This is a genomic window from Streptomyces sp. CB03234 (genome assembly GCF_001905885.1).
Taxonomy (GTDB): domain Bacteria; phylum Actinomycetota; class Actinomycetes; order Streptomycetales; family Streptomycetaceae; genus Streptomyces.
Map to the genome: position 1 here is coordinate 723,104 of NZ_LIYH01000001.1, position 25,357 is coordinate 748,460.

The following is a 25,357-nucleotide window of genomic DNA, read 5'->3' on the forward strand; positions in this document are numbered from 1 at the left end:
GCCGCGGAGGGCCGCCTGCAGCGCGGGCGTCGCCTGTCGATTCCGATAGGCGATCACGAACAGCATGGGTGCCCGCGGCGGCCTGCGCAGCAGACTGCCGAGCAGTTCGACGGAGGCCGGGTCGGCGGCGTGGTAGTCGTCAAGAATGAGAATCAGCCGGGGTGCGCAGAGTTGTTCGAGGAATCCGCGTACGGAGCGGAAGCCGGACCGCGCCATGGCCTTCACGGCGTCTGCCGCACGTTCTCCGTCGCAGTCCCTGATCAGCCGAAGAGCGATTCTCAACTCCTCGCGCTGCGACGGAGGAAGAGCCTCCACGGCCGAGCGCACGAGGTCGTGCTGGTCATCGAATGCGTCGGCGAAAAGGCCGAATGGTGCGGCACCCTCTTGGTGATCCACCCTGCCGGTGAAGACGCGGGAGTTCCCGGAACGCGCGATGGAGGCGAACTTCCCCAACACCGCACTCTTGCCAATGCCTGGGTCGCCCGTTATTTTGACAAGCCGGGCAACTGGCTGGCGCCCTGCTACCTGGCGTAGTGCGTCACTCAGGATTTGCATGACATCTCGCCGTCCGGCGAGAGCTTCTGATTGCGCGTGAAGGGGCACAGTCCCCGCTGTACCCCACATGTCTGGATTGGGTGAAACGGCATGCTGGCGCAGATTACGGCTGGTACGTTTCATCGCCCCCCCGTCGTCGCATCGGTACTCATGTCCGGTGCGGATGTCCGCGTCGGTGCGGACTGCTCCCCCGGGTGTCGCACAGTGCGCCTTGCACACTAGCAGCAGGGATGTCCGGCGCGCAGATTATCGATGGTTATTGCATATGTGCGTCCGCAGGGTGAGGAGTTGACCTGTAACGTGCCATGAAGCGTGGCTGATTCGCAGTGGCCGGCGCTGGGACGGACGGCGGACGGCTTGTTCGCCAGGGGCACCCCGCGGCCCCCCGGCCGCCTCCCGCCCAGGGTTATCCCCAATGCCTCGCGAGCCACGGGTGGCCCAGACTTGGCGCGTACTTCCTCTTGGCCTGTGCGCTGCTGTGTCCGAGGTGCATGGGGGGTCGCTGTTTGGAGGAACGCCTGTGAGCACACGAATCTACGCACTCCCGGTCGAACAGACGCGGTGGCAGGTGCCCAGTGGGGCAACGACGGTGTTCGACTGGGAATACGACGAGGGGCGCGACCGGCTGCTCGGCCTGTACGAGAAGGGCAAGCAGAAACAGTGGGATGCCGCCGAGCGGCTCGACTGGTCGATCGACGTCGACCTCGACAACCCGATGGGCGTGCCGGAACAGACCATTGCCATCTATGGGTCCCGGGTATGGGGAAAGCTCGGCCAGAAGGAAAAGGGAGTTGTCCGCCATCACCTTGCCTCGTGGCAGTTCTCGCAATTCCTGCACGGTGAGCAGGGCGCGCTGATCTGCTCCTCGAAGATCGTTCACACCGTGCCCGATCTGGACTCGAAGTTCTACGCGGCAACCCAGGTGATGGACGAGGCCCGGCATGTCGAGGTCTACTCGCGCTATCTCAGGGAAAAGCTCGAGCTCGCATATCCGATCAATCCCAGCCTCAAGTCCATCCTCAACGACGTCATTTCCGACTCGCGCTGGGACATGACCTATCTCGGTATGCAGGTGCTCATCGAAGGACTGGCACTGGCAGCGTTCGGGCTGATCCGGGACAATGCCACGGAGCCGCTGGCCCAGGCACTCAATACCTATGTGATGCAGGACGAGGCCCGGCATGTGGCTTTTGGCCGGCTGGCCCTGCGCGAGTACTACCCGGAACTCACCCAGGCGGAACGGGACGAGCGCGAGGAATTCTGCATCGAGGCCTGCTACCAGATGCAGGAGCGGTTCGTCGGTGAAGAAGTCTGGCGCAATCTCGACATCGACGCGGACGAATGCATCAAGTTCATGCGCGAGTCGGAGCACTTCCGCTCCTTCCGCAGTCACCTCTTCTCCCGCATCGTTCCGACGCTCAAGGACATCGGCCTCTTCGGAAAGAAGATGCAGCACGCGTTCGCCGAGATGGGGATCATCGGGTACGAGCACCACGACCTCGACGCCCTCATCGAGCAGGACGAGAAGATCGCCACCGACCTCGACAGGGCCAGGATCGAGCAGGTCGAGAAAGTGATCACGCTGGGCGGCCCCGACGCGTGACCGTCGCCTTGCGTCCGTGTGCCGTCAGCAGCTTGTACACATCCAGTTTCCGCAGGAGTGCTGAGTAGTGACGACGTCTGTACCCGCCCCTGGGCGGCGGGGGTATCTCGCGGTGACGCTGACGGCGTCCGGGGGTACCTTCCTCGCGATGCTCGACTCCACCGTCACCAACCTGGCGGTGCCGGATCTGTCCGAAGACTTCCCCACCGCCTCGTTGCCCGACCTCTCATGGGTCATCAGCGCCTACGCGGTGATGTTCGCGGCGCTCCTGGTGCCGGCCGGACGGCTGTCGGACGTACTGGGGCGCAGACGTCTGTTCCTCCTCGGCATCGGGCTTTTCACCGCGGCCTCGCTGTTGTGCGGCATCGCGCCCAACCTGCCCGTGCTGATCATCACCCGCGGGCTCCAGGGCATCGGCGCCGCCGCCATGATCCCGGCGTCGCTGGCGATCCTGCTCCTCGACGGGCCGGCGGACCAACGGGTGAAGTCCATCGGTCTGTGGAGCGCGGCCTCGGCGTTCGCCGCGGCGGTCGGTCCCAGCGTCGGCGGGGTACTGGTCGACCTGTTCGGCTGGCGCTCGGTGTTCTACGTCAACCTGCCGTTCGGCATCCTGCTGATCTTCGCGGCGGTACGGCTGCTGCCCCGTCCCGCGGACCCGGGCAAGAAGCAGATGCCGGACCCACTGGGCACGCTTCTCGTCGCCCTGGCGGTCGGCGCCGCGACCCTGGGAGTCACCGAGGGCGGCACCTGGGGGTGGTGGGACGCCCGGACGCTGGCCTGTCTGGTGGGCGGAGCCGCCGGAGGAGTCGTCGCGGTACTGCGCTCCAGGAAGCACCCCGCGCCGGCTCTTGAGGCGTCCCTGCTGGGCAATCGTTCCTTCGCCGTCACGAATGTCGTGTCGCTCCTGTACGGCATGGCGCAGTACCCCTGGCTGCTCGTCAGCGTGCTCTACCTGACGGGTCCCTGGCAGTACTCCGAGCTCAAGGCGGGCTTCGCCATGACCCCGGGGGCGGTCGCCGCTTCCGTCGCCGCGCTGGCCATGAGCCGGCTGGCTCCCAGGCTGGGCGGCCCCCGGGGCGCCACGCTGGCCGGGCTGACCGCCTTCGTGGCGTGCGGCCTCTGGATGATCCTCGGGCTCACGGAAACCTCCTCCTTCCTCGCTTTCTGGCTGCCGGCCGGATGCCTGGCCGGCCTCGCGATGGGCGCGGCCACCATGGGCACCTCGGCGTCGGCGGCGCTCAGCGCTCCGCCCACCCGGTTCGCCGCGGCGAGCGGTATGAACACCACCGCGCGGCAGTTCGGCGGCGCGCTCGGCATCGCCGCACTGGCGGTGATCATGCAGCAGAGCATGGGGGACGTGGGCGACCGGGGCCTCGACCCGTACGCGGACGTCTTCGCCTTCTGCACCGTGGTGGCCGGCCTCGCCCTGGTCATCAGCGTGCTGTGGCTGCGCGTCGCTGTGCCGCCGCAGGCACAGCCCGCCCCTGTGGCCACCGCCCAGACGCCGTCGCCGGCAACTGAGGAAGGGCACCGCGGATGACGGGCCCCGGGGGAGCCGACCGTACCCCGCGGCCCACGGCACTGGTGACCGGCGCGAACAAGGGGCTCGGGAAAGAGGTGAGCCGGCAGCTCGCGGCACGGGGTATGAGCGTCCTGCTCACCGCCCGGGACGAAGAACGCGGCAGAGCCGCGGCGGCCGAACTCGCGGCCGAGGGAGGTGACATCCGGTTCGCACGGCTGGACGTGACCGAGGAGAAGTCGGTCCGGTCGGTCGCCGAACTCGTCGGCGAATCCTTCGGCCGCCTCGACGTCCTCGTCAACAACGCGGGAGTCAGTGGAGTGGTCCGGGGTGAACGCCGGTCTCTCCACGAGATGTCCGTCGAGACGCTGAGGAGCACGCTCGAGACGAACGTCGTCGGAGCGTTCGCGCTCACGCAGGCGTTGCTGCCGGCCCTGCGCACCGCCGGCGGCCGGGTGGTGAACGTCACCAGCGCGCTTGCCACCTTCGCGCGGACCACGGGAAGGGGCCCGGCACTACCGGCCGACCTCATTCCGTACTGCGCGTCCAAGGCGGCCCTGAATATGACCTCGGTACTCCTCGCCGATCAGCTGAGGGAATGGGGTGTCACGGTCTGCGCGGTCTCTCCCGGATACGTGGCGACCGACATGAACAACTTCACGGGCCCGAAGACGGTTCAGGAAGGCGCCCGGACGATCGTCCGCTTCGCCACCCTGGCCCCCGATGAGTTGCCCGACCGCGCCTTCATCACGGAGGAGGGCGCGGCGCCCTGGTGAGGGAGGCCGCCGCCGAGGGGTGGCCGGGCCGCCGGGCCCGGCCGGAAGCGGGGCCGGCTCGCGCCCCGGCGGGCGGGCCTCGCGGGCCGTCGGCGGTGCTCGACGACTGTCGGTCATTCTGGGGCTTCCATACTGGAATTCTATTAACCCCAACGGGTGGATCCAATTCAGATTGTCGGCGGCGGCACACAAGAATGACGAATCCCCGCCGTTGGAGGTCCCGTGCCGCGCTCCGCCTCGTCACCGTCGAACATGACAACCCTCGGGTGCGCTCTGTTCGCCACCCGTTGGCTCCAAGCCCCGCTGTATTTCGGCCTCGTGGCCGCGCAGGGGGTGTACGTCTACAAGTTCTTCAATGAGTTGTGGCACCTCATCCACCACGTCATCATCGGGCACGCGGACGAGACGCACGTCATGCTCGCCGTCCTCAAGCTCGTCGACGTGGTGATGATCGCCAATCTGCTGATCATGGTGATCGTCGGGGGGTACGAGACCTTCGTCTCCCGGATCGGCCTGCAGGGGCACCGGGACCAGCCCGAGTGGCTGTCGCACGTCAACTCCAACGTGCTGAAGGTGAAGCTGGCCACCGCGATCGTGGGGATCTCCTCGGTGCACCTGCTCCAGATGTTCGTCGACGTGCACCACACGCCCCGGCACGACCTGCTCTGGGGGACGGTCATCCACATGGCGTTCATCGCCTCCGCGGCGATCCTGGCGTACATGTCCGGGCCCATGGCCGCGCACGAGAGGGTGCACGAGACGAAGGCGCACGAGGCGAAGGATGAGCGGCAGGCGGTGGTCATTCCGGCGCAGCGGGACGGGGCGGCCGAGGGGGAGCGGAAGGGGCCGGAGGACCCGGAGACGGGGGCGGAGGAGCGGATCGAGGCGGCGGGGTTCCCGGCCCGCAAGGTGCTGGAGATGTTCGACGAGGCGCATCTGCGGGCCCCGGAGCCGCAGGTGATCGCCCGGCTGGGGAAGGTCGACTTCGTCGCGCGCAAGGCGAACGTGCTGTTGCTGGGCGGGCCGGGCACCGGCAAGACGCACCTGGCCGTCGGCCTGGGCGTACGGGCCTGCCAGGCCGGCCACCAGGTGCTGTTCGCCACCGCCACCGAGTGGGGCGCCCGGCTCGCGGACGCCAAGGCGGCGGGGCGGCTGCGCAAGGAGCTGGCCCGGCTGGACGCGTATCCGGTGCTCATCGTGGACGAGGTCGGCTACGTGCCCTTCGAGCCCGAGGTGGCCCACCTCTTCTTCCAGCTCGTCTCGCACCGCTACGAGCGGGCCTCGCTGATCGTCACCAGCAACCGGCCGCTGGGGCGCTGGAGCGAGGTGTTCGGCGACGCCGCGACGGCCTCCGCGACGGTGGACCGGCTGGCCCACCACGCGGAGGTCGTCACCCTCGACGGCGACAGCTACCGCACGCGGCGTCTGGACCTGACCGTCACTCGATGACGAGCCGGACGGGGATGTTGCCGCGCGTGGCCTTGGAGTAGGGGCAGTACGCGTGGGTCTTCTCCAGCAGGTCGCGGCCCGGCTCGCCCTGGAGGTGGTCCGGCAGCTCCACGCGCATCACGACCGCGAGGCCGAAGCCCCCGTCGGTGTCCTTGCCGATGCTGACCTCGGCGGTGACGGAGGCGTCCTTGACGTCGATCTTCTCCTGGCGGCCTATCGCGCCCATCGCGCTCGCGAAGCACGCCGCGTACCCGGCGGCGAAGAGCTGCTCGGGGTTGGTGCCCCGGCCGTTGCCGCCGAGGGGCGTGGGGTGGGCGAGCGGCAGGTCGATGTGTCCGTCGGAGCTGACGGCGCGGCCTTCGCGGCCGTTGGCGGTGGCGACGGCGGTGTACAGGGCGTCCATGGGTGCTGTTCCTCTCGGAGGGGGATGGCCGATGGCAAGTATTGCGAGCTATTCAATTGTGCGCAACTTAATCGTGCTCACGTACCCTGGAGCCATGGACACGCTCGGGACCGTGCGGGACGAGGACTTCCTCCGCCTCGACCACCAGATCTGCTTCTCGCTGCACGCCGCCACACGCGCCTTCAACAGCGTCTACCGCACCGTGCTCAAGGACCTCGGCCTCACCTACCCCCAGTACCTGGTGATGCTGGTCCTCTGGGAGCACGGCGAACTGCCCGTCAAGCAGATCGGTGAGCACCTGCGGCTGGACTCCGGCACCCTGTCACCGCTGCTCAAACGGCTGGAGGCGGCCGGGTACGTCGAGCGGCGGCGCAGCGCCGAGGACGAGCGGTCCGTCACCGTCCGGCCCACCCCCGCCGGGGCCGAGCTGAGGGAGCGGGCCGTGGGCGTGCCGCGCCGGATCGCCGCCGCGACCGGGATGCCGCTGGAGGAGGTCCGCGAGCTGCGCGCCCGCCTCAACGAACTGGCCGCCGCCCTCGACGCCGCCGAGGCGGGCGCCCTGTCCGAGGACTGCGTCACGGAACGGTGACCGTGCCGGGCGGCGGCGCCTGCCGGTGGGGGGTCCCGGTCAGACGATGCCTCGGATCACTCCCAGTTCCAGCAGGTCTTGCGGGCGTAGGCGGAGCTGTTCGGCTGTGTGCGGGGCGTCTTCGGGCGGGCGCTTGAGTATCGCCGCCGCCGGCTCCGGGGCGATCACCGAGAAGTAGCTGTCCGGCGTGGCCCAGGTGTTGCCCGGGGCGGCCAGCGCCAGCGCCCCGCCCGAGCCGCCCTCGCCGATCAAGAGCGTCGTGATGGCGACACGGGCACCCGCGACGGCCGTGAACGCCTCCGCGATCGCGGCGCCCGCGCCCGCCCGTTCCGCCTCCGCGTCGTTCGCGGCGCCCGGTGTGTCGACGAGCGTCAGCACCGGGACGCCGAGCCGGTCGGCGAGCCGGATCACCCGGGCGGCCGTGCGGTAACCGGCCGGGCGGGTCGCCGTGCCGCACTGCGCGACGTACGCCACCGCCCGCCCGTCGGCGCGGAGCCCGAAGCCGCACCGCAGCCCCGGATCCGTACCGCCGCAGCGGTCCCCGGCGAGCGGCAGCCGGGCCGTGAAGTACGCGTCCAGGTACGCCTCCGCGCGGGGGCGGGCCGGGTCGCGGGCCTGGCGCACCGCCTCCCACCCGGTGGCGGGCAGCGGCGTTTCGGAGAGGGCGGGGGGCGGCGGGGCCTGCTCCGCGGGGCTCGTCAGCGCCGTCAGCCAGCGGATGACCGTCCCCCGCAGCTCCTCCGGGGGTACGACGGCGTCGACGTGCCCCGCCGCCAGCTGGCCCTCGGCCGTGTACGCGGCCGGGTCGGCGTCCGGCGGGCGCACCCGTGACCCGGCGAACCCGATCTGCGCCCCGGGCAGCGCCAGGATCACATCGGCGCCCGCCCCGACCGTCGCCCAGCCGCCGCCGGTCGCCGGGTCGCGCAGCACGGCGATGTGCGGCACGCCCGCCTCCCGTAGGAGCACCGTCGCGCGGGCCACCCGCTGGAGCTGGGTGAGCGCGACCATGCCCTCCTGCATGCGGCTGCCGCCCGTCGCCACGAGGGAGAGCAGGGGGATACGTTCCTCGCGGGCGAGGCGGTACGCGTCCTCCAGGCGGTCACCGGCGCGCTCGCCCAGCGAGCCGCCGAGGAAGCCGAACTCGAAGGCGAGCACGGTGCAACGGTGTCCGCCGATGGTCGCCGTGCCGTACACGATGGACTCGTCCTCGCCCGTGCGGGCGGCGGCACGCGCGCGTGAAGCGCCGTAACCCTCCCAGGACAGCGGCCCGTCGGGTGCGCACGAGCGGGTGGGCGGCGTGTGTTGCGCAAACGTGTCGGTGAGGAGGGCGATGACCTCGCGTGCGGAGCCGCGGTCAGCCATGGAGCGACCGCTTCATGATCTTGCCCATGTCGTTGCGGGGCAGGACATCGAGGTGGCGGACCGTCCGGGGACGCTTGTGCGGGGCGAGCTGCGCGGCCACGTGGTCCGCGAGTTCGTCCGCCGGGGGTGGGTTGTCCGGGTCGGTGGGGACGATCCAGGCGACGATCCGTTCACCCAGGTCGGGGTCCGGTTCGCCGGTCACGGCCGCCTCCCGCACCCCCGGGTGGTCGAGGAGCGCGTTCTCGATCTCACCGGCGCCGATCTTGTACCCGCCGCTCTTGATCAGGTCGGTCGCCTTGCGTCCCACGATCCGTACCGACCCGTCCGCGTCCCGGACCGCCATGTCCCCGGTGCGGAACCAGGTCCCGTCGAACGCGGCGGCCGTGGCGTCGGGCCGGTTCAGGTAGCCGGTGAACAGGTTCGGCCCGCGCACCTGGATCTCGCCGATCGTCTCCACCTCGTGGATCTCGGTACCGTCCTCCTCCACCAGGCGGAGGTCGACGCCGGGCAGGGGCACGCCGACGGAGCCGGGGCGCGGGTCGGCGTCCACACGGACGGAGGTGTTCATGAGCGTCTCCGTCATGCCGTACCGCTCGATGACGCGCCGTCCGGTCAGCGCGGCGATCCGCTCGTGGTCGTGGACGGGCAGCGCCGCCGAGCCGGAGACCAGCAGCCGCGCGCCCGCCAGCGACTTCGCCAACTGCGGGTCGTCCTCCAGGGCTTCGGCGATGCGGTGGTACATCGTCGGGACGCCGAACAGCATCGTCCCGCCGCCCGCCAGCTCCCGCGCCACGCCGCCGGTGGTGAACCTGCCCAGGTGGCGCACCGATCCGCCGCGCCGCAGCGGGCCCAGGACGCCCAGGACCAGCCCGTGGACGTGGAAGAGCGGCAGGGCGTGCACGAGGACGTCGTCGGACGTCCACATCCAGGCGTCCGCCAGGGCGTCGAGCGTCGCGGCGATGGCCCGGCGGGGGAGGACGGCGCCCTTGGGCGGGCCGGTGGTACCGGACGTGTAGACGACGAGCGCGGGCGCCTCCGGGTCCTGCGGCTCCGGCGGGGGCGGCGCGTCCCCGTCGGTGAGGACATCGACCCGCCGCAACTCCCCGAGCGGGCCGGCAAGTTCCTCGCCGGGCGCCGCCAGGACCAGCGCGGGACGGCTGTCGGTGACGATGTGGGTCAGCTCGCGCTCGCCCGTCTTCGGGTTGAGCGGTACGGCCGGTACGCCGGCGAGCAGCGCGGCCACCACCGCGACGGCGGTCTCCAGCGTGGGCGTGGCCCACACGGCGACGCGCTCGGCCCCGGCCAGGCGGGCGGCCAACGAGGCTGCGGCGGCGCGCAGTTCGCCGTACGTCAGCGAGCGGTCCCCGAAGTGGAGCGCGGACCGTCCGGATCCGGCTTCCAGGGCCGGAAAGAGCGAACTCACTCGTCGTCCTCCTCGCATCGCAGCACATGGGCCACACCATTGTCCCCCGGACGGCGCGCGGTTCTAGGACGTACGCATCCGCCCGTACGCGTAGACGCAGCCCGCGAGTGCCAGGTCGGACAGGAGCATGAAGCCGATGGAGTACGAGTCCTTCGCGCTGTAGATCGCGCCCATGACGAGCGGTGGTACGAACCCGCCCAGGCCGCCCATGGCACCGACGATGCCGGTGGCGCTGCCCACCTGCGCCGGTGGCGTGACCTGCGCGACCAGCGCGAAGACGCTGCCGCTCGCGGTGCCGAGGCCCGCCGCCATGACGAGGAGCGCGACGGTGCCGCCCGGGTACAGGGGCGGGTCGAAGGCCTGCACGATCGCGAGCAGCGCGACCACGCCGAGCGCGCCCGCCGTCACCAGCGCGGGGTGGACGCGGTCGGACAGCCAGCCGCCGACGGGCCGGAAGGCGACGGTGACCAGCGCGAAGCCCGCCGCCTTCGTCCCGGCGTCGGTGGGCGACAGCTCGTACCAGCTCTTCAGGTACGTGGGGAGGTACACGCCGAACGCGACGATGCCGCCGAACCCGATCGCGTACAGCACCGACAGCTCCCACGTCACGCGCAGCCGCCCCGCCTGCCCGAGCCGCCGCCCCAGCGAGGCGGACGGCACCGGCCGGCCGGGGCGGTCCGTGATGAGCAGCGCGGCCAGCACGGCGTACACGGCGAGCGCGACGGCGACGACGAGGAAGGGCAGCGTGGCGCCGTGCTCGGCGATCCGGGGCGTGAAGTAGCCCGACAGGGCCACGCCGCCCATGCCCATGCCGAACACCCCGATCGCGAAGCCCCGCTTGGCGGGCGGGAACCACGAATTGACCAGCGGGACACCGATCGCGAACGTCGTGCCGCCCAGCCCGAGGAGGAAGCCGACGGCGAGCATCGCGCCGTAGGAGTCCCTGGCCGGGATGAGGAGCAGTACGGGGACGATGGTGAGCGCCGAGACGGCCGGGAACATGAGCTTGGCGCCGTACCGGTCGGTCAGCGCGCCGACGGGGATCCGGCCGAGGGAGCCAACGAGCACGGGCACGGCGACGAGCAGCGACTGCTGGAAGGAACTGAGGCCGAGCCGTTCGCGGTAGTCGCCGCCGAGCGGCGAGACCAGGTTCCACGCCCAGAAGGTGAGCGTGAACCCGACCGTCGCCACGACGAGGTTGCGGTACGCGGCGGTGGGGACCGCTGCCGGGGCGGCGGTGTCGTCGGTCTTCACGGCGGTGTCCACGAGACCAGTCAAGGCGGGGCACGGTCCGGCTGCCGCGCGCTGCTGGGCCGTACGGCGTACGCCGCGCCAGGGCGGCGCGTTGTCGCAGTGGGCCCGCCACCGGCCCGCACCGCGTCCGCGCGGCCCGCACCGTGTCCGCGCGGCCCGCACCGCGCCGCGGGGCCGGGCGCGCCCGCGGCCTCAGCGCGGCGCCTGCCACGTGACCGTCGTACCCCGGGTGCCGTCCTCCCGCGTGCCGTCGTCCGTGACCGTCAGACGGACACCGGGGCGGCCGTCCGGGAGGGTGGTCGTGGCGTCGACCTCGATGTCCACCGCCGTCAGCCCCTCGCGGCGGTGGGCCGCCGCCAGGGCGCCGCGCAGGGCGGTGAGGAGCTCGTCCGCCACCGGGCCGGTGACGAGGGTGTCCACCGCGCCGGTGAAGTGGACGGACGGCTGGAAGCCCAGCGGCACCGCCGCGCCGCCGGTTTCGCGCAGCACCCGGCCGCGGAAGGAGCGGGGCGCATCGGCCGGGGGCTGCTGGAGCGCGAAGATGGCGGTGCGGACCTCCTGGATCGTGGAGTCCAGCTCGTCCACCGCCCGGCCCAGCAGGTCCGCGGCCGCGCCGGACGCCCGCCGCCGGGTGGACTCCAGCATCATCTCCGTGGCGAACAGCCGCTGCACGACCAGGTCGTGCAGGTCACGCGCGATCCGGTCGCGGTCCTCGTACACCGCGAGCCGCTCCCGGTCGGCCTGCGCGTCCGCGAGGACCAGCGCCAGCGCGGCCTGGGATGCGAACTGGGACGCCAGCAGCCGCTCCACCGACGTGTACGGGCGGCCGCCGTGCCGGCGCGGCAGCGCGAGGGTCCCGATCAGCTTCCCGCCGCTTTGCAACGGCAGCATCATCGACGGGCCGAACCGGGTGCGTACGTGGGTCGTCATCCGGGGATCGGTGGCCGAGTCCTCGATGAACACCGGTTCGCCGCCCAGCAGCTGGACCAGGACCGGCGAGCCGGGCGCGATCGTGGTGCCGATGAGGTCGCCGGGGTCGTGGGGCGTCGACGCGGCGACGATCTCCATGCCGCCCTCGCCGGTGGGCTGGAGGACCACGCCCGCCGACGCGCCGGCGAGCAGCCGGGCCCGTTCGGCCACGGTCGTCAGCGCGTCGGCCGCCGCCTCGCCGGTCAGCAGCGCCGTGGTCACGGCCGCCGCGCCCTCGATCCACCGCTCGCGCTGCCGGGCCGTCTCGTACAGCCGGGCGTTGCCGATCGCGATGCCTGCCTGCGAGGCGAGGACCCGCAGCGTCGCGAGGTCCTCCTCGGTGAACGGCCCGCCGCGCTTCCCGGCCAGGTGGAGGTGGCCGAACACCTCGGTGTGGACGCGGACCGGTACGGCGAGGTCGCCGGACCCGCCGGGCCCGTCGGGCGGCCGGTCCGCCCCGGCCGGGCCCACCGCGTACACGTCGGCCGGCCCGCCGCGGTCGGGGTCGACGACGGTGAGGGTGCCGATCCGCGCGTCGGTCAGTTCGGCGGCGGACTCCACGAGGTGCTGGAGGGTGGTGCGCAGTTCGAGGTCGGTACCGACGTCCAGTACCGCTTCGAGCAGCGCCGGGAGCCCGCCCGTGGTCACGCGTGCGCCCCTCGCCGAGCCCCTCGCCGCGTCACTCGGCTTCGGCGAGCGGGTTCAGTGAGAGGGGCTGGATGCGGCCCTCCAGCATGGCCCCGAGCCCCAGGACGGCGCAGATGTCGGGCCGTTCCGCGATGTGCACGGGCATCCCGGTGGCGTTGCGCAGCATCTGGTCCAGGCCGGGCAGCAGCGCGCTGCCGCCGACCATCATGATGCCGCGGTCGACGAGGTCGGCGACCAGGTCGGGCGGGCAGTCGCGCAGCACTTTGCCGATGCCGTCGAGCACGGCCGTCAGCGGGGTGTGCAGCGCCTGGCGTACGGCGGCGGTGTCGACGAGCACGGAGCGGGCGAGGCCCGTGGCGACGTCCCGCCCGTGGATCTCGGTGGACGCCGGGCCGTGCGGGGTGAGGCCGTTGCCGTGCAGGGCGAGCTGGAGGGGGCGTACGGACTGGCTGGGCAGCATCAGCTCGTGCTGGTGGCGCAGGTACTGGATGACGGCGTGGTCGATGGCGTTGCCGCCGACGGGGATGCGCTCGGCGGTGACGATCGCGCCGAGCGACAGCACGGCGACCTGGGTGGTGGCCGCCCCGCACACCAGGATCATGGTGGCGGTGGGCTGCTCGACGGGCAGCCCGCAGCCGACGGCCGCCGCGATCAGCGTGTCGACCAGCTCGACGCGGCGGGCGCCGAGCCCGACGAGCGTCTCGATGGTGGCGCGCTGGGCGAGCGGGTCGCTGTCGTGCGGGGTGCAGGCGGCGGCGCGCAGCATCGGCTTGCGGCGCAGCTGGCGGCGGAGCTTCTCGCCGAGGAGGTGGCGCAGCATCCGCTGGGCCATGTCGATGTCGACGACGCTGCCGCCGGAGACGGGGCGAACGACGCGGATGTAGTCGGGGGTGCGGCCGGTCATCTTCTCCGCGAACTCGCCGACGGCGATCAGCGCGCCGGTACGCGTATTGACGGCGGCGACGCTCGGCTCGTCGACGACGAGTCCGACACCCTTGACGAAGACCCGGGTCCTGGCGGCCCCCAGGTCGACGGCGACGTGGCAGCGGCGCAACTGCTCGAGACTGACGGTCACGGTGCGGATCCTCCCAGGAGCGGTACGTCCTCGCATCGTGCGATCGCGGGGCGTGCGGCGCGCGCCGGGGGAGCTGACGGGGTGACAGACAGCGGCCGAAGGAGCTACGTACCGAGGGGCGGTACGAGCCGCTGGAGCAGCCCCCAGGTGAACTCGGCCACGACCGGCGACGCCCCGCCGGGCGGTGTGAACGCCAGCCGCCACCGGGTGGGCGCGCTGCCCTCCAGCGGGCGGGCCGGCGGGAAGGCGCGGGCCACCTCGTCGACGGTGCAGCTCCAGGGGCGCAGGTCGGCGACCGTACGCAGCTGGGGGCCGGGCGCGCCGGGGGCCCGGATGAGCCACTCGTTCCACACCGGGCCGCCGCCGGGCGCCACCAGCACCTCGAAGCGGAGGTCGGGCCAGAGCGGCACCGGCCACAGCAGGGCGTCGCACTCCAGGTCGCCGATGGTGCGGCGGGCCCGGGACGCGGGCTCGCCGAGCACGGAGCGGTAGCGGGCGAGCGTGCCGCGGGACCTGGGGGCGCGGGTCATGGCCTGCCAGCGGCGGTTGGCCTCCCGCATGTCGGCGATCGACACGCCCAGCTCGCGGCGGGCGTCCTCGACGAGGCCCGGCTGGTGGTCGGCCATCCGTCGCAGCAGGACCAGCTGGAAGTCCAGGGGGCCAAATGGGGCGGAGGGGGTGCCGGAGGCTCTCATGCCGACATCCTGCCCGTTCCGCATGAATCGAGCGGGCGCGCCGGGCGTTGGCCGTTTCCACACAGGATCCTCACAGGGGTGGGTACCTGTGGTGAGCGGGCGCCGCATACTCTGCGGGCGCCATGGATTATTGCCACCAGTGTCAGCGGCACCTCAACGGCGCCCTGGCCTGTGCCGGGTGCGGTACGCCCGCCGAGGAGCTCCGGCACGACGACGCGCACGTGTCCGCGGCGGACCACGTCTACGAGCTGGACCGGGACGAGGAGTATCCGCCCGCGGGGCCTCGCCGTGCGCGGGGGCAGGCGCGCCGCGCCCAGCCGCCCGTCTCGCGGCGGTCGCGCCCGGCGGGGCGCAGGGCCCGCAAGCGGCGGGGGCGCAAGGTGCTGATCGGGGTGGTGGCGCTGATCCTGGCGGCCGGTCTGCTGAGCCTGGCCGAGCTGGCGATCGAGCACCCCGGCGAGGACGGTGCCGCCACCGCCGTACAGGAGCAGGACGCGGTCCTCCTGGAGCCGCCGCCCGAGCAGCCGGAGGGGTCCGGCCGGCCGGACGCCCCGAGCCCGGTGGACGAACCGGTGGCGGAGACCTCCGCGTCGGGCGACCCCGAGGACGGCCCGGGCGCCGGCGAGGCGGAGTCCGGAGCCCCGTCGGGCGCGCCCGGCACGTCCGCCTCCGCGCGCTCGGGGGAGCCGGGCACCGGTCCCTCGGCCCCGCAGCCGTCGGGCGACCCGGAGGAGCCGGGCGCGCCGGACGCCCCGGCCCCGGACGATTCCGCCCCGGCGGACCCGCCTCCGGACAACCCGGGCAATCCTGGCAACCCTGACGAGCCGGCGCCCGACGAGCCGGCCCCCGATGATCCGCCCCCCTCGCAGCCCTCCCCGGAGCCGTCCCCGACCGAGTCCTGCGACTGGTTCCTCTGGTGGTGCGTGTAAACCCCTGTCCGCCGGGCTCCGTCACGCGGGCTCCCTCAGGTCCCTCCCAGCATGCGGCGCAGCAGGTCGCGCAGGGCCGTCCGCTCCTCCTCCGAGAGGGCGGCCAGCGGCTCGCGGGCGAAGTCCAGGGCGTCCCGCAGGCGGCGGGCCGTCGCGCGGCCCTCGTCCGTCGCCGCGGCGATCTTCACCCGGCGGTCCGCCGGGTCCGGGCGGCGTTCCACCAGGCCGCGCGCCTCCAGGCGGTCCACGATGCCCGTCACGTTCGACGGCTCGCACCGCAGCGACTGGGCGATGCGGCGCATGGGTACCGGCCCCAGGGCGAGGAGCCCCAGGACGCGTGCCTGCGCGCCGGTCAGTGAGTGCTGCGCCGCGGCCTGCTCGTACTCCTCGTGGTAGCGGGCCACCACCGTGGCGATCAGCTCGACCACTTCGAGGGTGAGCGGGTCTGTGCGTGTGCTGGGCATGCGCACCAGGATACCCATTTACTTGACAACCTGAAATATTCAGGCGCATGGTTGTTTCAGGTAGTGAAGTAAATCTGCGTGAAGCAATCCCAGGAGGCACGCCGCATGTCCGCTCTTCCCGCGTCCGGCCGCGAATGGCACCTCGTCGCCCGCCCGCACGGCTGGCCGAAGCCCGAGGACTTCGCCCTCCGTGAGGCGCCCGTCGCCGAGCCGGCCGAAGGCCGGATCCTCGTCCGCAACCTGCACTTCTCGGTCGACCCGTACATGCGCGGCCGGATGAACGACGTGAAGTCCTACGTACCCCCCTTCAAGCTCGACCACCCCATGGACGGCGGCGCCGTCGGTGAGGTCATCGCCTCGAACGCCGAGGGCTTCGCGGTCGGCGACCACGTCCTGCACGGCCTCGGCTGGCGCGAGTACGCCGACGTCAACGCCGAGCACGCCACCAAGGTCGACGCCTCCCTCGCGCCCCTCTCCGCCTACCTCGGCGTCCTCGGCATGACCGGCCTCACCGCCTACGCCGGGCTCTTCGACGTCGCGTCCTTCAAGGAGGGCGACGTCGTCTTCGTCTCCGGCGCGGCCGGCGCGGTCGGCAGCCAGGTCGGCCAGATGGCGAAGCTCAAGGGCGCCTCCCGGGTCATCGGCTCGGCCGGCTCGGACGAGAAGGTCGCGCTCCTGACCGAGGAGTACGGCTTCGACGCCGCCTTCAACTACAAGAACGGCCCCGTCTCCGCCCAGCTCAAGGAAGCCGCCCCGGACGGCATCGACGTCTACTTCGACAACGTCGGCGGCGAGCACCTGGAGGCCGCGATCGCCTCCTTCAACGTGCACGGCCGCGCCACCATCTGCGGCATGATCGCCCAGTACAACAGCACCGAGCCGACCCCCGCCCCGCGCAACCTCGCCCTGGTCATCGGCAAGCGGCTGCGCCTGCAGGGCATGCTGGTGGGCGACCACGCGGCGCTCCAGCCGCAGTTCGTCAAGGAGGTCGCCGGCTGGCTGGCCTCCGGCGAGCTCAAGTACAAGGAGACCGTCGTCGAGGGCATGGAGAACGGCGTCGAGGCGTTCCTGGGCATGCTGCGCGGCGAGAACACCGGCAAGATGATCGTCTCGCTCACCCGATAGGCTCACCTCCAGCCCGCCGCGATCGTGGGCGCGAGTCGCGGCGCATCACAGGAGGAAACCTCTACATGTCGATCCAGCAGTCCGACGTCCTGTACACCGCCGTCGCCACCGCCGAGAACGGGCGTGACGGCCGCGTCGCCACCAACGACGGCAAGCTCGACGTCGTCGTGAACCCGCCCAAGGAGATGGGCGGGTCCGGCGAGGGCACCAACCCCGAGCAGCTGTTCGCCGCCGGTTACAGCGCCTGCTTCCAAGGCGCGCTCGGTGTCGTCGCCCGCCAGGAGGGCGCCGACATCTCCGGCTCGACGGTCACCGCCGAGGTCGGTATCGGCAAGAACGCCGAGGGCTTCGGGATCATCGTCAAGATCTCGGCGAAGATCCCGAACGTGAGCGCCGCCACCGCCAAGGAGCTCATCGAGAAGGCCCACCAGGTCTGCCCGTACTCCAAGGCCACCCGTGGCAACATCACGGTCGACCTCGACGTCGCCTGATCACGCGCCCGCGTACGCGTACGTACGTGAGCCGGAGGGCCGCACCCGCCCAGGGTGCGGCCCTCCGGCCGTCTCGCCGCTCCGGCGCCCGCCCCGCCGTGTGCACCCCGCGCCGGCCGGACGTTCTCCGGCGCCGCGCCGCCTGGGAAGGCGTCCCCTGTATGTACGCGGTCAGCTGACCCGAATAGTCGGGTCTTTCCGCGGCCACCACGGCGGTGCATTCCTCCCGTACCACCACAAAACCCTCGGCGACGGCTTCCTGAACGGCCTGCTGGTCCGACATCTGCACTCCCTCGCACGGTGGTCGTGTCGGACGGGCAAGCGGCCCGCCGGCCGGTGAAATTCCCCGTGGTGCCCCGATAGGGTGACCCCCATGCGTGATCTCGGGGTGGGCTTCGGTTATCTGATGAAGGGTCAGCGCTGGGTCGGCCGGCACGGCCGGTGGTTCGGGTTCGGACTGCTGCCCGGCCTGGTGACCCTGGTGCTGTACGCGGGCGCGCTGATCGGTCTGGCGTACGGCGCGGACGACCTGACCGCGTGGGCGACGCCCTTCGCGGACGACTGGTCCTCGCCCTGGCAGGGCGTCTTCCGCGGCTTCCTGACCGCGCTGCTCTTCGCCTTCGGCCTGTTCCTGGCCGTGGTCACCTTCACCGCCGTCACCCTCCTGGTCGGACAGCCCTTCTACGAGTCGCTCTCCGAAGAGGTCGACCGCACCGAGGGCGGCGACGTCCCCCGGTCCGGGCTGCCGCTCTGGCGCGAACTGTGGATCTCCGCCCGCGACAGCCTGCGCGTCCTCCTGCGCGTCGCGCTGTACGGGATCGTCCTCTTCGCGCTCGGCTTCGTCCCCGTCGTCGGCCAGACCGTCGTCCCCGTGCTCGGCTTCTGCGTCTCCGGCTTCTTCCTGGCGGAGGAGCTCACGGCGGTGGCGCTCCAGCGGCGCCGCGTCGAGCTCAAGGAGCGCCTCGCGATGCTGCGCGGCCGCCGGATGCTCACGCTGGGCTTCGGCGTCCCGCTGACCCTCGCCTTCCTGGTGCCGTTCGTCGCCGTCTTCCTGATGCCGGGCGCCGTCGCGGGCGCGACGCTGATGGTCCGCGACCTGGAGGGACCGCAGGCGCCGCCGCCCGGGAACGTGGACGTGGACGTGGACGCGGACCCCAAGGCCGGGAGCACCCCGTATGCCTGAGCTGTTCGCCGTGGCCGTCATCACGGTCCTCGCGGTCATCAGCCCGGGCGCCGACTTCGCCATGGTCGTACGCAACAGCTACCTCTACGGCCGTACGACCGGCCTCTTCGCCGCCGCGGGAGTCGCGGCGGGCGTCCTCGTCCACGTCACGTACACGATGCTGGGCGTGGGCCTGCTGATCGCCGCGAACACCGCGCTGTTCACGGCGATCAAGCTGGTCGGCGCGGCCTATCTCGTCTACGTCGGCCTGCGGACGTTCTTCTCCCGGGCGGACGTGACGGTCGACCTGGAGAGCAAGCAGACCCTGTCCCGATGGGGCGCGCTGCGCACCGGCTTCCTGACGAACGTACTGAACCCCAAGACCACGCTGTTCGTGGTCTCCACCTTCACCCAGGTCGTCGGCCCCGACACGGCCCGCTGGCAGCAGGGCGCCTACGGCGCGTTCATGTCGCTCGCCCACCTTCTCTGGTTCGGCCTGGTGGCGCTCTTCTTCTCCCACTCACGGCTGCGCACGTCGATGCTGCGCGCCCAGAAGGCCCTCAATCGCGCCATCGGCGCGACGCTGGTGGGTCTGGGGATCACCCTGGGCGTGACGTGACGGTCCCCGACGGCTGAATCCGGCCGTCTCCTTCCGCAAGGCCATCCCGCCGGGGAAAGTTGGGCATAAAGAGCGGGACAACGACGGCGCCGGTCGGCATTCCTCGCGGGAGGAACAGCTGGGATGAGCACGGCTGGGACGAACACGGCCGGGAACACGGCTGGGACGAACACGGCCGGGAACACGGCTGGGATCAACGCGGCGGGTACGGCCGGAGAGCCGTTGTACCTGGAACCGCGCCTGGAGCGGCGGCCGGCCGCCCTCCTTACGTCGGGGGGCCCGTTCCTCCACGCCCTCGTGGACGCGCTGGGCTCACCCCTCAACATCGTGCTGCCGGACCAGATCGCGCGGAACGTGGAACGCTTCCGCTCCGTCTTCCACCGCCACCGGCTCACCGGCCGGATCTTCTTCGCGCACAAGGCGAACCGTTCCAGCGCGCTGGTCCGGCGGCTCGTCACCACGGACGCCGCCCTGGACGCCGCGTCGCTCGGCGAGCTGCAGCATGCCCTCGCGTCCGGCTGGACCGGCGACCGGATCATGACGACCGGGCCCAAGGACCCGGAGTTCCTGTGGCTGGCCGCCCGCACCGGGGCGGTCGTCAACGCCGACGGGCCGGGGGAGGTGGAGCAGGCCGCCGCTCTCGTCCGCGCGTACGACCTGCCGCGGCTGCGTACCGTGCTGCGGCTGTCCGAGTTCGAGACGTCCGGCACCACCCTGCTGTCCCGCCGCAGCCGCTTCGGCACCCCGGCGCGGTCCCTGAAGGACCTGCTGGACACCGTCGACCGGCACCGGGACGCGGTGGAGCCGATCGGCGTCGGCTACCACCTCGACACCACCAGCCTGGACGAGAAGGCGGCGGCGCTCGAAGGGTGCCTGTGCGCCATGGAGGAGATGCGGGCGCGCGGATTCTCCCCGCGCGCCGTCGACGTGGGGGGCGGCTTCGGCATCAGCTACCTCGCCCACGCCGAGCAGTGGGCCCGCTACACCACCGAGCTCACCCACGCGGTCATGGGCCGGCGCCCGCCCATGACCTGGGGCGGGCACGGCTACGGGCTCCGTATGGAGAGCGGCACCCTCAAGGGCTCCCTGGGCCTCTACCCGGCCCACCGCCCGCTCGCCGGCGCGGACTACCTCGACGCGCTGCTCTCGCGCCCCGCCCCGGCCCTGGGCGGCCGCCCCCTGGGCACCCTGCTCCTGGAGAGCCTCCACGACCTGTACGTCGAGCCCGGCCGGGCGCTCGTGGACCAGTGCGGCCTCACCCTCGGCAGAGTGCTCGACGTACGGCACACGGACACGGGAGACCAGCTGGTGCGCCTGGCGATGAACGCCGGCGACGTCGGCCTGGAGGACCACGGCGTCCTCATGGACCCCGTCCTCCTGCCCCGTGACGGCACTCCGGCCGGTGGCGACGGGGCGGCCGTCCACCTCATGGGCAACCTCTGCCTGGAGTCGGACCTGATCACCCGCCGCACCGTCCACCTCCCCCGGCTGCCGCGCCCCGGCGACCTCCTCGCCTTCCCCAACACCGCCGGCTACTGCATGGACTTCGGCGCCACCCACGCCCAGCGGCAGCCCGTCGCCCGCAAAATCGCCGTACACGAGGAGGGGGAGTCCTGGCACTGGTGCCTCGACGAGCAGTACTGGCCGATCACACGACCGGGGGGACAGCGCACATGAGGTACGACAGCATCACCGACGCCATCGGCAACACCCCGCTGGTGCGCATCGACCCCGGCGTCCACGGTCTGCGCAGCATCGACCTCTACGCCAAGCTGGAGATGCTCAACCCCTTCGGCTCCCTGAAGGACCGGGCCGCGTGGAACATGGCCCGCGGGGGCCTCGCCGCCGCCAGGGAGCGCGGCGAGACGGTCGTCGAACTGTCCAGCGGCAACACCGCCAAGGCCCTCGCCCTCATCGCGGGCCTGCACGGGCTGCCGTTCAAGAGCGTCACCAACCGGATGCGCATCCCCGAGATCAAGGACCTGCTCCTGCTGCTGGGCGCCGAGATCGAGGAGCTGCCGGGGCGGTCCGAGTGCCTCGACCCCACCGACACCGACGACCCGCTGACCCTCTTCCACCAGCGGCTGAACCGGCCCGGCAGCGCCCACTTCCACACCGACCAGTACTTCAACGCCCGCAACACCGAGGCCCACGCCTCCGGCACCGGCCCGGAGATCATCGCCGACCTCGACGGCCGCGCCCCGGACTGGTTCATCGCCTGCGTGGGCACCGCCGGATCGTCCACCGGCGTCGCCAGGGCGCTGCGCGCCCACGACCCGTCGGTGAACGTGGTCGGACTCGTCGGCGGGAAGAGCGACTTCATCCCCGGCATCCGCACCGCCGACGAGGTGCAGGAGGTCGGCCTGTTCGACCCGGCGACGTACGACACCATCGAGGCGGTGAGCGCCGACGAGGCCATCGACGGGATGGTGACCCTGCTGCGCCGCTGCGGCCTGCTCGCCGGCCCGACCGGCGGAGCCGCGTACTACGGCGCGGTACGCCACCTCCGGCCGCTCGACGCTGAGCTGACGGAGCGCCGGACGGCCGTCTTCATCGTCTGCGACCGGGTGGAGAGCTATCTCGGGTACGTACGCGAGCGCCGCCCCGAGCTGCTGGGGCGGCCGCCGGTGAAGAACTCGGTGGCCACGCTCACCGACACCGAGGCCCGCACGGCCACCGTCATCGACGTCGCCGAGGCCCAGAAGTGGATCGCCGAGGAGCGTCCGCTGGTCATCGACCTGCGCGGCCCGTTCGCGTACGCGGCGCTGCACATCGACGGCTCGGTCAACATCGTCGACGAGCTGTTCGACGAACTCCTGCGGGGCGGCCTGCCCTTCGGCAAGCGGCAGCCGGTGCTGCTGGCGTGCCCGGTGGGTGAGAAGTCGGCCCGGTACGCCGCCCTGCTGACGCGCATGGGCCACCCCGACGTCCGCAGCCTGGCCGGGGGCATCGTCGCCTGGCGGGACGCGGGCGCGCCGCTGGTGCGTGACTGAGGTGGCGGACGCCATCGAGGAGCTGGGGCCCTGGCAGCGGGCGCTGCGCGCCCAGTTCCCCATCGTCGTCGGCCACCCGGACCTGGCGTACCTGGACAGCGCGGCCACCGCGCAGAAGCCGCAGGCCGTCCTGGACGCCGTACAGCACTATCTGACCACCTCCAACGCCAACGCGGGCCGGGGCTCCTACCCGTGGGCCAACGCCACCACCGCGCTGGTGGAGGACGCCCGCGACCGGGTCAAGCGGTTCCTGGACGATCCGGATCCGGACCGGTCGGCCGTGCACTTCACCAGCGGGACGACGGAGGGGCTGCGCACGGTCGCGCGGGACTGGCTGCCACAGCTGCTGGCCGACGGGGACGAGATCGTCGTCCCGTTCCACGACCACCAGGCGAACCTGTCGCCGTGGCTGGAGGCCCAGGAGCTGCTGGCCCGCCAGGGGATCGGCGTCCGGGTCCGGGAGCTGCCCTACCAGGCGTCCTCCGGCGACTACGACCCGGCCGCGCTCGCCGCCGTCGTCGGCCCGCGCACCCGTTTCGTGGCCGCCACGCACGTCCACCACGTGTACGGCGGCGACATGAACGTGCACCGGATCCGCCGGGTCGTCGGGCCGGACGTACCGATCTGCCTGGACGCCGCGCAGAGCGTCGGGCACCTGCCGGTGTCGGTGGCCGGCCTGGACGTGGACTTCGTGGTGTTCTCCGGCCACAAGGCGCTCGCCCTGCCGGGTACGGGCGCGGTGTGGGCGCGGGGGCGGCGCGGTCCCGACTTCCGGCCCGGCGGGTGGCAGGGCACCCCGAACACGGTCGGCATCGCCTCGCTCGTGGCGGCCCTGGACTGGCTGGACGCCGCCGGGACCGACCGGATGGAGCGCTGGACCGTGGCGCTCACCTCCCTCCTGACCGACGGGCTCAGCCGCATGGCGGACACCTACGAGGTCCTGGGCTGCCGCACCAGCCTGGCGGCCGGCTCCGACGTACAGCGGCGCCGGAGCCTGGTCACCTTCAGGCACCGGGCGATCGACGCCCACGACCTGGGTTTCATCCTCTTCAGCCACGGGTTCATGGTGCGCTCCGACGGACACTGCCAGGCCGGGAGAGGGGAGAAGGACGGTTCCGTACGCGTCAGTCTCCATGTGCACAACACACCCGAAGAGATCGAAAGGCTCCTCACCACGCTCGCCAGCCTGCAATGATTTTCAATAGCAGAAGCGGGTCACGTGGTGCGGAGGGACACGGGTGGCGATGGGTGTGAACGCGGTGACGGCCGCGCGATGGGTGGAGCGCTGGGAGGACCAGCAACAGCGGTACGCGGTCGACCGCGAGGAGAGCCTCACCGTCATCGCGGACGTGGTCGAGCATGTGACGCGCGGCCAGGCCGGGCCGCCGCTCGTCCTCGACCTGGGCAGCGGGCCGGGCTCCCTGGCGGCACGGCTGGCCGGCCGCCTCCCGGGCGCCGAGGTGCTGGCCGTCGACGGCGACCCGCTCCTGCTGGAGCTGGGCAGCACGTACTACGGCTCCGCCCTCCGTTACGTCGAGGCGATGATCGGCGAGCCGGGCTGGCTCGACGCCCTCGCCCTGGACCGCCCGGTGGACGCGGCCGTGTCCACGACGGCCCTGCACTACCTGGACCGCCGCACCCTGTGCGAGGTCTACCGCGACCTGGCCGGGCGGCTGCGTCCGGGCGGCGTCCTCGTCAACGGCGACCACATCAGCCCGGACTCCCCGAAGGTGTCCGAGCTGGCCGTCGACATCGGCCGCCGCCACGCCGAGCGGCACCTGACGTTCACCCACGACGACTGGGAGTCCTGGTGGTCGGGCGCGGCCTCCGACCCGGAGCTGGCCCGCTTCCTCGGCCGGCGCGGGGGCCACCGGCACCCGCGCTGCGAGGGCAACGACCTGACCGTCTCCAGCCACCTGGACCTGCTGCGCGAGGCCGGGTTCGCGCAGGTGGGCGTGGTCTGGCAGTACGGCCACAGCCACATCCTGGCCGCCGTCCGCTGACCTACGCGCCGGACGCCGCCACCGCGATGACGGCCCTGACCTGGGCGGTGATGTCCGCCCGGCTGCGCAGGAACTCCGGGTCCGTCACCGCGTCCGTGTTCCCCGCGCCGAACCGCAGCACCGGCGTGTGCACATGCCCGCCCGGCAGGTCCGGCAGGCCCAGCCGGTCGCGCAGGAGTGTGGCGCGGTACGCGATCTCGTTGGACAGGTAGTCCCCGCCGCCGCCCGCGCGGGCCGCCGAGCCCGGCGTCGGGCCGTCGGGGCGGACCACCGGGGCCGTGCCGCCCGCCGGGATCTCGGTCACCGACGTGTTGTCGTACACCGGGAACGGGCCCGTGCCGGCCGCGACGATCTTCGCGTACGGCAGGGTCGTCGCCGTCCACTGCGGTTGCGAGGCCGGGTCGGCGACCGGCACGGGGCCCCGCTCGGACACGTTCTCGTTGTCGCCGAACCCGCCGCGCCAGGCCCCGTTGTAGCGCTCGATGTCGAAGCGGCCGACCCGGCCCTGGCTCACCGTCGTGAAGGCGTCCACGCGCGGCAGGTGCGGCGCGAGGGTCCGCTCCACCTCGCCGTCCGCGAAGTCCGCCCACCGCACCGGGAACACCGCCGTCTCCACCCGGGCGAGCTGCCCGTCCGCCGTACGGATCAGCGTCCCGTCCAGCGCCAGCGCCGCCGCGCCCGACGGGTTGCTGATCCGGATGTCCCGGTCCAGCGTGAACGGGTCGAACCCGGTCATCAGCACCCGCTTGACGCCCTTGCCCACGGGGTGGCGGATGGTGTCCTGGCCGCGCGAGGAGGTCTCCAGCCGGTCCAGCAGCCGCGCCCGCGCTTCCGGCGTCAGGGGGAATCCCGGCTCCCAGGCGCGCAGTTCCCGCGTCATGGCCAACCGCGCCCAGTACAAGGGCCGGTCGTCGTCCCGGCTCAGGTCACCCCGCGCCGGTCCCCGTCCCTGCGCGCGGTCCACCGCCCGCTGCCACAGCCGCGAGGCGTGCCGTACGACGGTCCGCTCGGCCGCCGCGTACGACCCGGCCCCGTTCAGCGCGTCGGCGAACTCGGGTGCCACCGTGTCGAATCCGCTGCGGGTGAGGATCTCCCGTGGTACGGCCCGGTCGAGGCGGGCCTCCTCGACGGTGGGCTCCACGCTCGGCGCCGCCGCCCGGGCGGGAGCCGTGGGAACCGTCAGCGCGGCGAGTACCAGGACAAGCGTCGTACGCGACCGTATTCGTGACACGGGGACAGCCTTCCGTAGGG

At 72.2% G+C, this 25,357-nt stretch carries 23 protein-coding genes and 1 pseudogene; 14 read left to right on the top strand and 10 right to left on the bottom strand.

Translation table 11 applies throughout. The features are described from left to right. Nucleotides 1-114 precede the first annotated feature (114 nt). Nucleotides 115-678, bottom strand: a pseudogene (locus AMK26_RS38655) (ATP-binding protein); the annotation flags it as partial. Between the two features lie 397 nt (nt 679-1,075). Between AMK26_RS38655 and AMK26_RS03255 the strand changes: the two are divergent. The 4 genes from AMK26_RS03255 (at nt 1,076) to istB (ending at nt 5,902) form a co-directional block, all read left to right on the top strand. After that, complete coding sequence (locus AMK26_RS03255) at nt 1,076-2,158, top strand: diiron oxygenase (RefSeq protein WP_073751661.1); 1,083 nt, start codon at nt 1,076-1,078, stop codon at nt 2,156-2,158. Nucleotides 2,159-2,225: 67 nt separating this feature from the next. After that, nucleotides 2,226-3,698 (top strand): MFS transporter, encoded by a 1,473-nt coding sequence (locus AMK26_RS03260; protein ID WP_073751663.1) that lies wholly within the window; start codon nt 2,226-2,228, stop codon nt 3,696-3,698. Then, nucleotides 3,695-4,453 (top strand): SDR family NAD(P)-dependent oxidoreductase, encoded by a 759-nt coding sequence (locus tag AMK26_RS03265; RefSeq protein ID WP_073751665.1) that lies wholly within the window; start codon nt 3,695-3,697, stop codon nt 4,451-4,453. Before AMK26_RS03260 ends, AMK26_RS03265 begins: the two co-directional genes overlap by 4 nt. Nucleotides 4,454-4,705: 252 nt before the next feature. Beyond that, a complete protein-coding gene (gene istB, locus AMK26_RS03270; RefSeq protein WP_073752978.1) occupies nt 4,706-5,902 on the top strand; it encodes an IS21-like element helper ATPase IstB in 1,197 nt (398 codons plus the stop codon). Here istB and AMK26_RS03275 read toward each other — a convergent pair. Further along, nucleotides 5,892-6,305 (bottom strand): organic hydroperoxide resistance protein, encoded by a 414-nt coding sequence (locus AMK26_RS03275; protein ID WP_073751667.1) that lies wholly within the window; start codon nt 6,303-6,305, stop codon nt 5,892-5,894. The genes istB and AMK26_RS03275 overlap by 11 nt on opposite strands. A gap of 94 nt (nt 6,306-6,399) precedes the next feature. On the opposite strand from AMK26_RS03275, the gene AMK26_RS03280 reads away from it, so the two are divergent. Next, complete coding sequence (locus AMK26_RS03280; protein ID WP_073751669.1) at nt 6,400-6,894, top strand: MarR family winged helix-turn-helix transcriptional regulator; 495 nt, start codon at nt 6,400-6,402, stop codon at nt 6,892-6,894. A 39-nt stretch (nt 6,895-6,933) separates the two neighbouring features. Here AMK26_RS03280 and AMK26_RS03285 read toward each other — a convergent pair whose 3' ends face one another. The 6 genes from AMK26_RS03285 to AMK26_RS03310 form a co-directional block, all read right to left on the bottom strand. After that, on the bottom strand, nt 6,934-8,256 hold the full coding sequence (locus AMK26_RS03285; RefSeq protein WP_073751671.1) for a carboxyl transferase domain-containing protein: 1,323 nt from the start codon (nt 8,254-8,256) through the stop codon (nt 6,934-6,936). Further along, on the bottom strand, nt 8,249-9,679 hold the full coding sequence (locus tag AMK26_RS03290; RefSeq protein WP_073751673.1) for an acyl-CoA synthetase: 1,431 nt from the start codon (nt 9,677-9,679) through the stop codon (nt 8,249-8,251). The genes AMK26_RS03285 and AMK26_RS03290 overlap by 8 nt, the downstream gene beginning before the upstream one ends. A 63-nt stretch (nt 9,680-9,742) precedes the next feature. Further along, nucleotides 9,743-10,945 carry an MFS transporter gene (locus AMK26_RS03295; protein ID WP_073751675.1) on the bottom strand — a complete coding sequence of 401 codons (1,203 nt, stop codon included), beginning with the start codon at nt 10,943-10,945 and terminating at the stop codon, nt 9,743-9,745. Nucleotides 10,946-11,125: 180 nt separating this feature from the next. Further along, entirely contained in the window at nt 11,126-12,550 is a 1,425-nt protein-coding gene (locus AMK26_RS03300; protein WP_073751677.1) for a sensor histidine kinase, read from the bottom strand. 31 nt (nt 12,551-12,581) lie between these two features. After that, complete coding sequence (locus tag AMK26_RS03305; protein ID WP_073751679.1) at nt 12,582-13,625, bottom strand: rod shape-determining protein; 1,044 nt, start codon at nt 13,623-13,625, stop codon at nt 12,582-12,584. Nucleotides 13,626-13,729: 104 nt separating this feature from the next. After that, entirely contained in the window at nt 13,730-14,320 is a 591-nt protein-coding gene (locus AMK26_RS03310) for a hypothetical protein (RefSeq protein ID WP_073752980.1), read from the bottom strand. A gap of 122 nt (nt 14,321-14,442) precedes the next feature. Between AMK26_RS03310 and AMK26_RS03315 the strand changes: the two genes are divergently transcribed. Next, nucleotides 14,443-15,249 (top strand): SCO2400 family protein, encoded by an 807-nt coding sequence (locus tag AMK26_RS03315; RefSeq protein ID WP_143608457.1) that lies wholly within the window; start codon nt 14,443-14,445, stop codon nt 15,247-15,249. 35 nt (nt 15,250-15,284) lie between these two features. Here AMK26_RS03315 and AMK26_RS03320 read toward each other — a convergent pair whose 3' ends face one another. Then, nucleotides 15,285-15,713, bottom strand: coding sequence for a MarR family winged helix-turn-helix transcriptional regulator (locus AMK26_RS03320; protein WP_073752984.1), 429 nt, complete (start codon nt 15,711-15,713; stop codon nt 15,285-15,287). A 105-nt stretch (nt 15,714-15,818) separates the two neighbouring features. Between AMK26_RS03320 and AMK26_RS03325 the strand changes: the two genes are divergently transcribed. From AMK26_RS03325 to AMK26_RS03360, 8 genes are all read left to right on the top strand, one after another. Continuing rightward, nucleotides 15,819-16,838, top strand: a complete 1,020-nt coding sequence (locus AMK26_RS03325) for an NADP-dependent oxidoreductase (RefSeq protein WP_073751681.1) — start codon at nt 15,819-15,821, stop codon at nt 16,836-16,838. Between the two features lie 65 nt (nt 16,839-16,903). Beyond that, a complete protein-coding gene (locus AMK26_RS03330) occupies nt 16,904-17,329 on the top strand; it encodes an organic hydroperoxide resistance protein (RefSeq protein WP_073751683.1) in 426 nt (141 codons plus the stop codon). A 373-nt stretch (nt 17,330-17,702) separates the two neighbouring features. After that, the gene (locus tag AMK26_RS03335; RefSeq protein ID WP_073751685.1) at nt 17,703-18,512 is read left to right on the top strand and encodes an EI24 domain-containing protein; all 810 of its coding nucleotides are present in this window, start codon (nt 17,703-17,705) and stop codon (nt 18,510-18,512) included. Continuing rightward, complete coding sequence (locus AMK26_RS03340) at nt 18,505-19,110, top strand: LysE family transporter (RefSeq protein ID WP_073751698.1); 606 nt, start codon at nt 18,505-18,507, stop codon at nt 19,108-19,110. Before AMK26_RS03335 ends, AMK26_RS03340 begins: the two co-directional genes overlap by 8 nt. Nucleotides 19,111-19,233: 123 nt before the next feature. Next, nucleotides 19,234-20,787 carry a Y4yA family PLP-dependent enzyme gene (locus AMK26_RS03345; protein WP_079277427.1) on the top strand — a complete coding sequence of 518 codons (1,554 nt, stop codon included), beginning with the start codon at nt 19,234-19,236 and terminating at the stop codon, nt 20,785-20,787. After that, the gene (locus tag AMK26_RS03350) at nt 20,784-22,103 is read left to right on the top strand and encodes a pyridoxal-phosphate dependent enzyme (RefSeq protein WP_073751700.1); all 1,320 of its coding nucleotides are present in this window, start codon (nt 20,784-20,786) and stop codon (nt 22,101-22,103) included. The genes AMK26_RS03345 and AMK26_RS03350 overlap by 4 nt, the downstream gene beginning before the upstream one ends. After that, the gene (locus tag AMK26_RS03355; RefSeq protein WP_073751702.1) at nt 22,096-23,298 is read left to right on the top strand and encodes an aminotransferase class V-fold PLP-dependent enzyme; all 1,203 of its coding nucleotides are present in this window, start codon (nt 22,096-22,098) and stop codon (nt 23,296-23,298) included. Before AMK26_RS03350 ends, AMK26_RS03355 begins: the two co-directional genes overlap by 8 nt. 49 nt (nt 23,299-23,347) lie before the next feature. Then, nucleotides 23,348-24,106, top strand: a complete 759-nt coding sequence (locus AMK26_RS03360) for a class I SAM-dependent methyltransferase (protein ID WP_073752988.1) — start codon at nt 23,348-23,350, stop codon at nt 24,104-24,106. Between the two features lies 1 nt (nt 24,107). Here AMK26_RS03360 and AMK26_RS03365 read toward each other — a convergent pair whose 3' ends face one another. Beyond that, nucleotides 24,108-25,337, bottom strand: coding sequence for a pyroglutamyl peptidase (locus AMK26_RS03365; RefSeq protein ID WP_073751703.1), 1,230 nt, complete (start codon nt 25,335-25,337; stop codon nt 24,108-24,110). Nucleotides 25,338-25,357: the final 20 nt, after the last annotated feature.